This window comes from Thermanaerothrix solaris, from assembly GCF_032334255.1.
Taxonomy (GTDB): domain Bacteria; phylum Chloroflexota; class Anaerolineae; order Anaerolineales; family Anaerolineaceae; genus Thermanaerothrix; species Thermanaerothrix solaris.
Map to the genome: position 1 here is coordinate 949,971 of NZ_JAUHMF010000002.1, position 12,291 is coordinate 962,261.

A 12,291-nucleotide genomic window follows, 5' to 3' on the forward strand; every position below is an offset into this window, starting at 1 on the left:
GAGGGTCATTCAATTTGACCTGGGACGTGCATCCACTAGAGTTTTGGGATGCAAAATCTAATAATTTATATGTATTTTATCAACAATTGGAAGGGTTGTGGGGCGATGTAAAAACTCGGGCGAGCCTAAAGCCCGCCCGAGTTTCTGCGACCAGAAATGGCAAACGTTACCGGCTGATCCGTTCCAGGGCGATTTGCAGCCTCTCGCCGTCGAACGTATCTTCGGCGGCGGGAAGGTTAGGCGGTAGTGGCTGGTTGAGCATCTCAACAGTCAAGGTTTCGCCCATGATGTACTCCCTGAAAGTGGCAACGGCGGCTTCCAAACCGGGTGTGGCCTGGTAATAGAGGCGGATACGGTCGGCGATATCGAGGTCGGCTTGTTTACGCAGTTCCTGTACCCGCCGTACAAACTCGCGGGCCAATCCCTCCTGGATCAATTCGGGGGTTAAATCAGTGACCAAGGCAGCCAGATAAGGTCCTTCGGAAGCCACAGCAAAACCTTCGCGCGCCTGGACACGCACTTCAACTTCTTCGGGCAGGATGGTGAATGTCTCACCATTCACATTAACCTCAATCGGTTGATTGTTGAGCAAACGTTTGGCCGCCGGTTCAGGATCCAAATCGAGAATGGCCTTGCGGATAGCCGGGAAGCGGCTGGCATACTTTTGCCCCAATTGCTTGGGCAGTGGGTTGAGGCTGTAGGCCACGGCTTCGCTGGTAGCATCCAGGACTCGTACCCGCTTGACGTTTAACTCATCGGCCAGGAGGTCAGCATAGGCTTGCACCACTGGAATTTCCTCAGCATTGCCCACGGCAAAGGCAACTTCGGCCAGGGGTTGGCGTACCTTGCGATTGGCTTTGTTGCGCGCGGCGTGTCCGAGGGATGCCAGGCGCATGACCAGCGCCATTTCACGGTTGAGCCGTTCGTCAATGACCTGCTCATCATACGCCGGCCACTCGGCTAAATGCACCGAGAGGGGCGCCTCTTGATCTACCGAGCGCACCAGGTTTTGGTAAAGCGCCTCGGCCAGGAAGGGCATGGTGGGTGCCAGCAATTTGCTCAGCGTGACCAGTGCCTCGTAGAGAGTGGCGTAGGCGGCGCGTTTGTCGGCATCCGATTCGCTCTTCCAGAAGCGCCGCCGTGAACGACGCAGATACCAATTGGAAAGTTGATCCACAAAGGTCTCAATGGGGCGGGTTGCGTCTAACACATCGTAATGTTCTAACGCGTCGGTGACATCTCGTACCAGCGCATGCAATGATGAGCGTAGCCAGCGATCCAAGGGGGTATATTCAGGTTCCTCATCTGAGGGTTGCCACTTATCCAGATTGGCGTATGTCACGAAGAAGGCATAGGTGTTCCACAAGGTGAGCACAAAATTGCGCAGCACCTCGGCCACCAAATCACTTGAGAAACGACGTTCCTGGCCGGGCGGGCTGGCGGTGTAGAGGTACCAACGCATGGCATCAGCACCGGTGCGATTGATCACGTCCCAGGGGTCTACTACGTTTCCGCGTGACTTGGACATCTTTTGCCCTTGAGCGTCCAAGATCAACCCGAGGCAGATCACATTCTTGTAAGCAACTTCATTGAATAGCAGCGTGCTGATGGCGTGGAGGGAGTAGAACCAACCGCGCGTTTGGTCAACAGCCTCGCAGATGTAGTCCGCCGGGAATTGGCGTTTGAACATCTCTTGGTTCTCAAAGGGATAATGCCATTGGGCAACCGGCATCGCTCCCGAATCAAACCAGACATCAATCAACTCCGGGACGCGGGTCATGGTGCCACCGCAATCCGGGCATTTCCAGCGGATTTCATCCACATGAGGGCGGTGCAGGTCGAGCCCTGAGAGGTCTCGCCCGGCTTTTTGCGAGAGTTCGGCGACTGATCCGATGCACTCCTGATGGTGACACTGCTGGCATTCCCAGATGGGCAGAGGCGTGCCCCAATAGCGCTCGCGCCCTAAAGCCCAATCAATGTTATTAGCCAGCCAATTGCCAAAACGCCCATATTTAATGTGTTCAGGATACCAGTTAATTTTCTCGTTCAGAGCAACCATTTGCTCTTTGAACTGGCTGGTGCGGATGTACCAGGTGGGGCGAGCATAATACAGCAAGGGGGTAGAACAACGCCAGCAGAAGGGGTAGGTATGCGTGTAGGTTTCGGCGCGTAACAATAGCCCACGGCGGCGTAAGTCCTCGGTAATTTCGGGGTCGGCATCTTTGACGAATTTACCGGCCCATGGGCGCACTTCGGGGATGAAAGCACCTTCTTCATTGACGGTCATCAGGATAGGCAAGTCGTATTCCAGCGCTGCGCTCATATCCTCTGCGCCAAAGGCAGGTGCCATATGCACGAGGCCGGTGCCCTCTTCGGTGGTTACGAAATCACCCAAAACGACGTAATGGGCGGGTTTATCCACCGGCAGGAAGGTGAACAACGGGTGATAGCGTTTACCCTTCAACTGGCGCCCTTTCATTTTGGCAATCACGGTAATCGGCTCATCTCCGAAGACGCGTGAAACCAGCGGTTCGGCCAGGATCAGGCGTTCTTTCCCGTTTTCTGGAGTTTTGCGTTCAATGACCACGTAGTCTACGTCCGGGTGAGCGGCTACAGCTACGTTGGCGGGCAGTGTCCAGGGCGTGGTTGTCCAGATCAACAAGGACGTCCCGGGTTCGTCCACCAGAGGTAAGCGCACATAAACCGAGGGATCGGTGGCTTCATCGTAACCGAGAGCAACCTCATGATCCGAAAGCGGCGTGCCACAGCGCGGGCAATAGGGGACAACCTTGAAACCCTGATAGAGTAGATTGCGTTCCCAGAAGTTTTTCAGAATCCACCACACCGATTCGATGTAATCGTTGGTGTAGGTGATGTATGCAGTGTCCAGGTCAACCCAAAAGGCGATACGTTCGGTGAGTTTCTCCCACTCGCGAATGTAGGTGAAGGCTGATTTGCGGCAGAGTTCATTGAAGCGGGCAATCCCATAGGCTTCAATTTCCCGCTTGGTGTTAAACCCCAGTTGTTTTTCCACTTCAATCTCGACCGGGAGCCCATGAGTGTCCCATCCTCCGCGGCGAATGACGTGAAAGCCGCGCATGGTTTTATAGCGGGGAAAGACATCCTTGAACGCGCGTGCCAGGACGTGATGTACGCCAGGCTTGCCATTGGCAGTGGGGGGTCCTTCGTAGAAAACATATTCCGGCTGGCCTTCTCGTTGGCGCAGGGTTTCGTGGAAAATATCATGCGTTTTCCAAAAACGTAGGATGGACTCCTCAAGCGCGACGATATCGAGTTTCGGTGAGATGGGTCGGAACATACGCTACTCCTCTAATCACCTTGGGTTTGATCTCTCCGAAAATGAGATGATATCTAAATAAAAACCCTCTCTCCACTTCAGGGACGAGAGGGGGTTCTCGCGGTACCACCCTGATTCCTGCCCACAGGCAGGCACTCTGCCAGGTACGCCCGGTTTACCCGTTGATACCTGCGCCCTGGGTAACGGCTGGCGAGGCCGGCGCCCCTACTGGCGAACCCTCTGGTCCGCGTTCAGTTTGCAGCTCCGGAAGGATTTTCGGCTCACCGATCTGCCCCGGCTCACACTCTCCCGGGTTCGCTGACAGCCTCGCATGAGCCTACTCGTTTCCATCATCGCTTTTCAGATGCGCCAATTATGCCACGAAGTGGGCAAAAAATCAACCGCCCGCGTTCTATCAAATAAAATGTTACCGAGATATGATCGTTCACTCAAAAGAAAATGTTACCGGAGTGAACGAGATGGCCGAAACCGATCCAATGACCGTAGATGAGCGTCGCAAGTACTTACACAAGATACGGCTGCGGTACTGGCGGGCGGAAGGGCGCAAAGAGCGCAGCCGTCTGCTGGATGAAGCCCAGGCCGTGACCGGGCTGCACCGCAAATCGCTGATCCGTTTGCTGAATGGGGAGCTAGGACGCAAGCGGCGTAAGCGGGAGCGCGGCAAGAGGTATGGGCCGGAGGTAGATGCGGCGATTGCGGTGATCGCTCGCAGTCTGGATTATCCCTGTGCCGAACGTCTGCAACCGAACCTGGTCTGGATGGCCAGGCACTTGCAAGCGCACGGTGAATTGCTCCTGAGCGAGACAACGCTGGAATTGCTGGGAAAGATCAGCATTTCCAGTGTGCGGCGGCGCTTGCCGGCTTCGCAACGGGCTGCCCAGCGCCTGGCGCATCGGGTGGGACGCCCGGCCCCGACTTCCAGCGTGAGGTCGTTCATCCCGATGCGGCGCATTGCCTGGGAGGAACGTCAGCCCGGGCACCTGGAAGTCGACCTGGTGCACCACTGCGGCTTAAGCTCCCAGGGACAATACGTCCACACCCTGCAACTGGTGGACGTGGCCAGTGGCTGGAGTGAGTGTGTGGCAGTGCTGGGACGCTCCTGGCTGGTCATGCAAGACGGCTTTGAGCGCATTCGCCAGCGTTTACCCTTCGCAATCCGCGAATTGCACCCGGATAACGGCAGCGAGTTCCTGAACGCCCATCTCCTGCGTTACTGGAAGGACAAAGTGAAAGCAGACGTTTCGCGCAGCCGTCCCTTTCACAAGAACGACAATCGCTTTGTGGAAGAAAACAACTTCTCGCTGGTGCGCGCCTATGTCGGCTATGGTCGGCTGGACACGGTGGAACAGACCCATTTGCTCAACCAACTCTATGACAAACTCTGGCTATACCATAACTTCTTCCAGCCCGTCCTGCGCCTGCAAGAAAAACGTATCCGCTCCGAACAGACGCCTGCCAAAGTCAAACGCATGTACGCCCCTGCCATCCCGCCTCTCGAACGGCTCATCCAGGCCGGTGCACTCTCCCCGGAGAAACAGGCGGCCTGCCTGGCCCTGCGTGAGCAAACCAATCCCATGCGCTTGCGTGAAGAGATCCAGGCGCTGGTTGACCGCCTCGCCCACCTGCCCTGTGCTCCAGAGGGTCAGGTGGAGGATGTCCGCCTGACCTTACAACAGCCAGAGCATTCACATGTCTGATCGGCTGGTCGTTGGCTATCAGCGCTTGTGTGGCACCCCCGAAGGCCAACTGGCCAGATTGTTCTTTGACATTCAGCTTTTCCATCCCACCTTCCCTGAAAGGAGTGGCCGCTTGGGTAACATTATCTTTTGGCAGAACAATAGCCGTTCGGTAACATTATCTTTTGGCTTGACACGCCGCCGACAGGGTTTCGGGGTGAGGGGATCAAAGTATAATCAAAAAGAACCATGCTCCACATCCCTTTTATTTTTCGTATAGATATAAGTTTCTATGAGGAAGTGAGGCTGATCTCATGAGGATTCTGATTATTGGCGGTAGTGGTTTTATCGGGCGGGCGTTGATCGGGCGCTTGCTGGAAATGGGGCACGAGGTCAGTGTTTTGAGCCGCCGTCCTCAGGCGGTGCGCTTGCCGTCTGCGGTAACCGTGTATCCCTGGGATGGACGCCGCGGCGCTCCATGGGCGGATGTGCTGGCTGAGATGAACGCGGTGGTCAATTTGGCCGGGGCAAATTTAGGGGCTGGCCGCTGGACACCGCAACGCAAGCACGAGTTTCTCACCAGTCGCGTTTGGAGTGGTGAAGCAGTCGTGGAAGCCTTCTCTTTAGCCGCCCGCAAACCTTCAGTCTTGCTGCAAGCCTCGGCGGTGGGGTATTATGGGCCCTGCGGCAATGAGATCATTACCGAAGACGCGCCCCCGGGCAAGGATTTTCTTGGTCAGCTCTGCGTGCAGTGGGAGACCAGTACCCAGCCTGTTGAGGCTTGGGGGGTTCGGCGAGTGCTCTTGCGCACCGGAATTGTTCTGGCGAAGGACAGCCTGGCGCTGAAGCGTCTGGTTCTGCCCATTCGCTGGGGCGTAGGAGGACCGCTGGGGAGTGGCAAGCAGTGGATGCCCTGGATTCATCTTGCCGATCAAATCGAGGCGATGCTCTTCCTACTTCAGCACGAACAGGCCCGGGGACCGTATAACCTTACAGCGCCAAACCCGGTGCGCAATGTAGATTTTGGGCGCACACTGGCTCGAGTCATGCGCCGGCCTTTCTGGCTCCCGGTTCCGGCGTTGATCTTGAGATTGCTTTTAGGAGAAATGAGCACCATGGTGTTGGATGGGCAACGAGCTGTCCCGCGCCGACTTTTAGAGTTGGGGTACCGTTTTAGGTTTGAAAATTTGGAATCAGCGCTGCGTGACCTGCTGGCTTCGTGATGTCCTCTGAGATTTAGGTATAATTAACCAACTCCTGGAGGACGTGGCTATGAACATTGATGAGCAGGTTGCACTTTTGATGCAAGGTACTGAATACGGCGACGAGGCCCTCAAACAGGCCATGGCGGCGGAATTGCGCGAACGGCTGATCGAGGCGCAGCAGGAAGGCCGACCGTTGCGGGTCTATTGTGGTTATGACCCACGCAAGGCGGATTTACATCTTGGTCATACAGTCACCATGCGCAAGTTACGCCAGTTTCAGGATCTGGGGCATGAGGTCACTTTTTTGATCGGAAATTTTACCTCGCTCATCGGCGATCCTTCCGACAAAGACAAATTGCGCCCTCGCCTCACCCCGGAAGAGATTGAAGAAAATGCGCGCACCTATGCAGAGCAAGCCTTCCGCATCCTGGATCCGACCAAGACTAAGATTCGCTATAACGCGGAGTGGCTCTCAAAACTCTGCCTGGCGGATATGATCCCACTTGCCGCTAATTTTACCCTCCAGCAGTTCTTGACCCGTGAAAACTTCCGCCTGCGCTGGGAGCGCGGCGATCCAATTTACCTGCATGAGACCTTTTACGCCATTATGCAAGGCTATGATGCCTATATGCTCAAGGCCGATGTGCAGGTTGGCGGCACCGATCAATTATTCAATATCGTCACGGCAGCGCGCAAAATAATGACCTTCCTCGGCGCCAAACCCAATATTGCCATCATCATGGGGATTTTGCCCGGAACCGATGGCGTGGTTAAGATGAGTAAGTCTTTGGGGAATCATATTCCTATTAACACCACGGCTGAGGACATGTATGGCAAAGTGATGAGCATTCCCGATTTTGTGATGCCCACCTATGCCAAACTGGTCACGCGCTGGTTGCCGGATGAAGTAGCGGCGTTCGAGAAGGCATTGGCCGATGGCACTTTGCATCCGCGTGATGCCAAGATGAAACTGGCCTTTGAAATTACGGCCAACTTCTATGGCGAAGAAGCGGCGCAGCGTGCTCAAGAGGCGTTTGTGCGCCTGTTCCAGAAACGCGATTTGCCCGAAGAGATTCCCGAATTCCACGCCGAAGCGGGGCAAAGCGTGTTAGATGTTTTAGTGAATGCCCAATTGGTCAAAAGCAAGAGTGAGGGCCGTCGCCTGATTGAGCAAAAAGGGGTGCGCCTGGATGGCCAGGTTTTGACTGAACCTAACGCGCCGATCCCGCATCCTGGTGTCTTGCAGGTGGGCAAACGTCAATTCTTGAAAGTGGTTTTCTGAACGTAGTGCAAATGCAATTTTGGGACGGAGTCGAATGTCTGATTTACCGCTGGTCATTGAAAACCTCACCTTCCGTTATCGCAGCCGTAGTGAACCGGCGATCCGCAATATTAACCTGAGCGTACAACCAGGCCAAGTCGTGCTGATCGCTGGCGCCAGCGGGTGTGGCAAGACAACCTTGATCCGCTGTATTAATGGCTTGATCCCGCGCAGTTATAAAGGGGAGCTGACAGGGAGCATTCGCATTTTTGGGCAGGATACGCGCGGACTATCACTCGCGCGCATCTCTCAAATGGTGGGAACTGTGCTGCAAGACCCTGAACGCCAGATTCTGGGCTCACGGGTGATCAATGAAGTGGCGTTTGGTCTGGAAAATCTGGGTTTACCCCGCGAGGAAATCCTCCAACGCGCCCATGAGGCCTTGGAACGGTTGAAAATTGCCCATTTACGCGACCGTGAAACGTTCAACCTCTCGGGCGGGGAGAAACAGAAGGTGGCTTTGGCTGGGGTGTTGGCGATGCGCCCGGGGATTTTGCTCTTGGATGAACCCCTGGCCAGCCTGGATCCGGCTAGTGCTCAGGATGCGCTGAGTATGATTCGCCAATTGGCGGATGAAGGAATGACCATTATCCTGATCGAGCACCGCGTTGAAGACGTATTAACCATTCATCCTGAGCGCGTGCTTTACATGAGTGATGGTGAGATTAAATTTGATGGCACGGCCGAGCAGTTGGTGGATTATGTGGACTTCCGTGAGATCAAACTCCCTGCGCGCATGGTCTTAGATTTGGCGGCACGCACCACTCCTCCGTCTATGCCGCAGTGGTTGCCCAGCGGGCGTGAAGGGCCGCGGGAGCCGTTGGTAGAATTCCAGGATGTGCATTTTGGATATGAGACCGAGACCGAGGTCTTACATGGGATTAATTTGGCGATTTACCGCGGTGATGTGATTGCGGTATTAGGCCCTAACGGTGCCGGCAAGACGACGCTGGTCAAGCATGCGATCGGTTTGCTCAAACCCAAGCGGGGACGAGTGCTGATCCGTGGACGGGATACCCGTCAGATGAGCGTCGCTGAAATTGCCAGTACTCTGGGGTATGTTTTCCAGAGCCCAAGCCACATGCTTTTTGCCCCTACCGTCTATGAAGAACTGGCATTTGGGCCGAAAAACCTTAATCATGATCCCGAAACCATTCGAAAGGAGGTGATGGAGGCGATCCAGATTGTGAACTTGGCAGGTTATGAGCAGACTCCACCGCTCTCGATGTCCTTTGGGCAGCAGAAACGTGTCAGTATCGCCGCCATCCTTTCGATGCGCTCGCGTATCCTGGTCATGGATGAACCCACCGCCGGGCAGGATTACAAAAATTACATCAATTTTATGGATTCCATTCTTCAAATGCCTGGCTTTGAGGCGATCCTTTTCATCACACATGACATTGATGTGGCCATCCGTTATGCCAATCGTGTCCTTCTGGTCAGCAATGGACAGGTGGTGGCGGATGGCGCGCCCGAAGAGGTGTTAAGTGACCTGGAGCGGTTGGAAGCCTGCCGCCTGGTTCCAACGTCGTTGTTGCGCCTGAATCTGGAATATCTACCTGCAACCCATCGTTTTCTCAGCGCAGAAGCGCTGGCCCATTTTTCACTGGCTCGATAAGGAGGAGCAAAGATGGATAAGCGTTTGCGATCAATTCTTTTCTCGCTGATCGGTGTGTTGGTCTTCTTCCTGTTGATTGTCTGGATTGGTGGGTTGATTAACCCCAACCTGCAACTGGATGAGACCGGCGTGTTGCGCTTTGTTTTTGTTGGGATTGGCCTCTTGATCGTTTTCATCATTTACGCCCTGACCCGTCAAAGCCCGGTCTGGGAAGTGGGCACCCGCGAGGTCGTTTACATGGCTATTGGGGCGGCACTTTATGCGGTGCTCTCTTTCCTCTTCAATGGGACGGTGTTCGCGGTGCCCTCGGTCAGCCAGGTGGCCCTGCGCCCAGCGATTGCCATCCCGATGTTCTTCGGCTATGCCTTTGGTCCGGTGGTGGGGTTCTTTAGCGGTGCGGTAGGGAATATGTTCGGCGATGCCCTGACCGGCTTTGGCCTTTCACCGCAGTGGAGCATCGGTAATGGTCTGGTTGGTTTCGTCGCTGGCCTGGTACACCTTTTCAAAGATAAGAAGCGCAGCGTGGATGCGGTTTTGATTGCCAGCGCTTTGCTGGCTGCCCTGGCGACGGTGTTATTCTTTATCAACCGCAATGTGCCTAACAAGATGTTTTATGATAGTGAAGCCGGCATTTTTGGCGATGCGACGATCAGCCTCTTTGCGGGTCTCTCGGCGGTGGTTGGGTTTGTGCTGGTGTTGTTGGTGCGTTTCCTATTTGGCCAGAATCTGGATGTGGTGGCGGCAGTGACCTGGAGCCTTCTGGGCAATTTCCTGGGCATTGGCTTTGCGGCCATTTCGGATATCTGGATTAATGGCTATCCGCCGGCTGTAGCCATCGTTGGTGAATTCCTGCCTGCAGCGGGGCCGAATGCAATCTTTGCCGCTATTTTGGTGCCTTTGCTGGTCGTAGCGTTTGCTTCGGTGCAACGCCAAACCGGACGGTGAATTTTAGGTCGGGGGGCAGACTGAGATTCACCAGTCTGCCCCCCAAACAAGGAGAAAGTGAGCCTCTATGCTGGTTACCTGGCGCTACCGACCGCGTAAATCCCTAATTCAGAGTTTTGATCCTCGAGCCTGGATCATCTTCTTCCTTTGTTATATTGCCTGCACGGTACTCTTTTGGGATTTGCGTTACCTCTTGGTGCTCTTTGCGATGGCCTTGGTGGCCGTCTTTACCTCAGGAATTAAATGGCATGAAATGCGGCGGGCCTGGCTGTTCATTGGCGGCTTTATCTTGTTCTTTTCCTTTCTTACCTTACTCACCGGGCGGGGCGGGATTGAACTTTACAAAGAGGAGCATATCATCCGTCGCCTGACCGCAGGTTTCACGCTTTTGGGTTGGCGCCCCACGCTGGTCTTAAGCACTGAGCGCATTGCCTATGCGGTGGCGATGATGGTGCGTGTGTTCAGCCTGGCCAGCATGACCATTCTCATCCCCTATTCGCTCAATCCTGCTCTGTATGGTGTCACGTTCCGCGGCCTGGGCTTACCGGACAAGGTGGCGTATGGCATGGATTTGACCATGCGTTTTATCCCCTCATTTGGGCGTGATTTTCAGTTGACCATGGATGCCCAGCGTGCGCGGGGCTATGAATTGGAAAAAATTTCCGGGGGCCTATTCGCTCAGGTGCGCAAACTGGCGCCTTTGATTGTACCGGTCACCATTCACGCTATCGTGGCAAGCGAGGATATTATTGATGCCATGGATTTGCGTGCCTTTGGGGTTGGCCCACGCACTTGGGTGGATGAACTGCATTACCGTCCGCGTGATCGGGCCCTGATCGCGTTTGGTGTGGCGATGCTGTTGGTTTGTATTGCGTTTTCACTGTGGGGGTTCGGCAAATTCTGGGTACCAGATTTCTTGCTCCGATTGGCGCAGTAACTTCCCAATCTAAAACTAACACGCCACCTGCATTCTCGGGTGGCGTATTTGCTTTACTGCCGTGAGCGTGGGTGGTGATTCTCCGGCAAGCCCAGGATAATGGGCAGGCCGAGCATCATAATTCCGGCGCTCAGCCAGTAGGTCGTGTGCAATCCCAAATGGTCACCCAGCCACCCAACGCCTAACATGGCCAACGAGCCAACGACAAAATTTACAGCCATGAATGCCCCATTGGCAAGGGCGCGTTGCTCGGGATAATGATCTTGAATTAATGCCATCAGGATGGGAGTCATTGAGAGCATGGTGGCTCCCAGTCCCAGCAGGGTAACTAGGCGAAGAATGAGGTTGGTCGTGGCGAGAAATGCCACAGTGAAGACCGCTGCACCAATACCGGCGATGAGGAGAACGGATTTACGCCCGAAGCGGTCACTCAGTGATCCACCCAGGAAGGCGCCACCAATGCCGGCAAATTCCATGATCGTGAGCGAGCCTCCTGCCAGCCACAACGTTGCTCCTTCTTCGGTCAGAAATGTGGGCAGGAAGGTAGAAAAAGCCACCTGGGCTAACGCGCGAGTCATAAGAAGCAAACTGACTGGCAGCAACACAGGGCGTAGCAAATGCCAGGCTTCGTGCCAGGGCAGTGGATCGGGCGCTTGTTGGGGTTGAGCAGGTACATCGCGCAGGTTCCAATAAACGGCAAGCGAGACCACGACTCCGATGACCATCAACCAGGGTAGGCGTTGCTGTCCCAAGCCCTGGACTGCCGCGACCGCAATGAGGGGGCCGAGGGTGCGTCCGAGTTCACCGGCTGCCATCCACAGGCTCATGCCCAGACCGAGCCGCGTGGCGGAGAGCCGCCCGGCAATAGCCGGGCCGATGGCGTGAAACCCAGCCGAAGAAAACCCAACGACAAGCAGGAACACCATGGCCATGGGATAGGTCGGTGCAGCCCCAACCAGGGACATCATAATCGCGGTAACCGCCGGGCCGAGGAAGAGCAACAAACGCAACCCAATCCGATCTCCCAAATAGCCGATGAAGGGTTGCAAAATTGAAGGCGCTTGGGTCAGAAAAGGGAGCAGGCCCGCCTCGGTTTTAGAGAGCGCATAGCGCTCTATTAGCAAAGGTAGAAAGGAGGGAAGAAACGCCGAATACGTGTCGTGAACGGCATGCCCCAACGCAATTGTGCTAACCTGTTCACTCTGAAATTTCTCAGTGCTTAGGCTTTGATCTGCGATCATAGCGAAGTTTGCCTCAATGTCGCCGCGTA

8 protein-coding genes and 1 other annotated feature are annotated in these 12,291 nt (G+C 55.1%); of the genes, 6 read left to right on the plus strand and 2 right to left on the minus strand.

Annotation, left to right across the window (positions count from 1 at the left end):
• Window positions 1–166 precede the first annotated feature (166 nt).
• A complete protein-coding gene (gene ileS, locus QYE77_RS12645) occupies window positions 167–3,319 on the minus strand; it encodes an isoleucine--tRNA ligase (RefSeq protein WP_315625796.1) in 3,153 nt (1,050 codons plus the stop codon).
• 76 nt (window positions 3,320–3,395) lie between these two features.
• Window positions 3,396–3,661: a binding site (T-box leader), on the minus strand.
• A gap of 74 nt (window positions 3,662–3,735) precedes the next feature.
• On the opposite strand from ileS, the gene QYE77_RS12650 reads away from it, so the two are divergent.
• The 6 genes from QYE77_RS12650 (at window position 3,736) to QYE77_RS12675 (ending at window position 11,021) form a co-directional block, all read left to right on the plus strand.
• Window positions 3,736–5,016, plus strand: coding sequence for a hypothetical protein (locus QYE77_RS12650; RefSeq protein ID WP_315623481.1), 1,281 nt, complete (start codon window positions 3,736–3,738; stop codon window positions 5,014–5,016).
• 293 nt (window positions 5,017–5,309) lie between these two features.
• Window positions 5,310–6,218 carry a TIGR01777 family oxidoreductase gene (locus QYE77_RS12655; protein WP_315625797.1) on the plus strand — a complete coding sequence of 303 codons (909 nt, stop codon included), beginning with the start codon at window positions 5,310–5,312 and terminating at the stop codon, window positions 6,216–6,218.
• 49 nt (window positions 6,219–6,267) lie between these two features.
• Window positions 6,268–7,482: a tyrosine--tRNA ligase gene (tyrS, locus tag QYE77_RS12660; protein ID WP_315625798.1), complete on the plus strand. Its 1,215-nt coding sequence runs from the start codon at window positions 6,268–6,270 to the stop codon at window positions 7,480–7,482.
• A 34-nt stretch (window positions 7,483–7,516) separates the two neighbouring features.
• On the plus strand, window positions 7,517–9,139 hold the full coding sequence (locus tag QYE77_RS12665) for an ABC transporter ATP-binding protein (RefSeq protein ID WP_315625799.1): 1,623 nt from the start codon (window positions 7,517–7,519) through the stop codon (window positions 9,137–9,139).
• Between the two features lie 12 nt (window positions 9,140–9,151).
• Window positions 9,152–10,084, plus strand: coding sequence for an ECF transporter S component (locus QYE77_RS12670; RefSeq protein WP_315625800.1), 933 nt, complete (start codon window positions 9,152–9,154; stop codon window positions 10,082–10,084).
• Window positions 10,085–10,151: 67 nt separating this feature from the next.
• Window positions 10,152–11,021, plus strand: a complete 870-nt coding sequence (locus tag QYE77_RS12675) for an energy-coupling factor transporter transmembrane component T family protein (RefSeq protein ID WP_315625801.1) — start codon at window positions 10,152–10,154, stop codon at window positions 11,019–11,021.
• Between the two features lie 53 nt (window positions 11,022–11,074).
• Here the strand turns inward: QYE77_RS12675 and QYE77_RS12680 are convergent, their stop codons facing one another.
• Complete coding sequence (locus QYE77_RS12680; protein WP_315625802.1) at window positions 11,075–12,262, minus strand: MFS transporter; 1,188 nt, start codon at window positions 12,260–12,262, stop codon at window positions 11,075–11,077.
• Between the last annotated feature and the right edge of the window lie 29 nt (window positions 12,263–12,291).

Excerpts from the sequence above, each read along its gene's own strand:
- ileS (WP_315625796.1), bottom strand. The coding sequence starts at position 3,319 with ATGTTCCGACCCATCTCACCGAAACTCGATATCGTCGCGCTTGAGGAG.
- QYE77_RS12650 (WP_315623481.1), top strand. The coding sequence starts at position 3,736 with ATGATCGTTCACTCAAAAGAAAATGTTACCGGAGTGAACGAGATGGCC.
- QYE77_RS12655 (WP_315625797.1), top strand. The coding sequence starts at position 5,310 with ATGAGGATTCTGATTATTGGCGGTAGTGGTTTTATCGGGCGGGCGTTG.
- tyrS (WP_315625798.1), top strand. The coding sequence starts at position 6,268 with ATGAACATTGATGAGCAGGTTGCACTTTTGATGCAAGGTACTGAATAC.
- QYE77_RS12665 (WP_315625799.1), top strand. The coding sequence starts at position 7,517 with ATGTCTGATTTACCGCTGGTCATTGAAAACCTCACCTTCCGTTATCGC.
- QYE77_RS12670 (WP_315625800.1), top strand. The coding sequence starts at position 9,152 with ATGGATAAGCGTTTGCGATCAATTCTTTTCTCGCTGATCGGTGTGTTG.
- QYE77_RS12675 (WP_315625801.1), top strand. The coding sequence starts at position 10,152 with ATGCTGGTTACCTGGCGCTACCGACCGCGTAAATCCCTAATTCAGAGT.
- QYE77_RS12680 (WP_315625802.1), bottom strand. The coding sequence starts at position 12,262 with ATGATCGCAGATCAAAGCCTAAGCACTGAGAAATTTCAGAGTGAACAG.